Source organism: Paenibacillus sinopodophylli (genome assembly GCF_005930355.1).
Taxonomy (GTDB): domain Bacteria; phylum Bacillota; class Bacilli; order Paenibacillales; family Paenibacillaceae; genus Pristimantibacillus; species Pristimantibacillus sinopodophylli.
The window spans coordinates 1-450 of the sequence record NZ_VDBO01000065.1; the positions used below are offsets into that span (position 1 = coordinate 1).

At 47.8% G+C, this 450-nt stretch carries 1 protein-coding gene; it reads right to left on the reverse strand.

Annotation, left to right across the window (positions count from 1 at the left end; all coding sequences use genetic code 11):
* Positions 1 to 299, reverse strand: a 299-nt coding sequence (locus FGT79_RS30680; protein ID WP_138756598.1) for a hypothetical protein, incomplete at its 3' end; no start/stop codon positions are given.
* Between the last annotated feature and the right edge of the window lie 151 nt (positions 300 to 450).

Below are 450 nucleotides of genomic sequence, written 5' to 3' on the forward strand. Positions count from 1 at the left end.
TGAAACAATCGAAATGCTCGCTCAGCTATCAGCCGTGCATCCGCGCTGCTTGGTGCAAATATGTCTAAGCAAAACTTCCCCTCGTAAACAAGGTGATTTCTGCCATAGCGTCCAGGCATGATGTAAATTAAAAGCAATGGCACGCTATCGCCTGTTAAGACGCTCTCGGGCTCGATACCTTTGACAATCCGCTTCACAATACTCTCGACGGGTGAGGATGGCGTTAATTCGAGCAGTTCCATGAATTCATTGTCTTGTATCAAGATGTTTGCAACTGCGTCGATTAGCTTTTGGCTCAAATCCTCACCTCACTTGAAAGTATTTGTGATACGGAAACTCAGTCATGATGCGTTGTAACCCGTTTAGGATACGATGCCGGTTAGCCTGCAGCGCGATCCGCAGGAAGTAAGTAGGCGGCGTAGGGGAAAACTTCTTGTCAATATCCCCGCG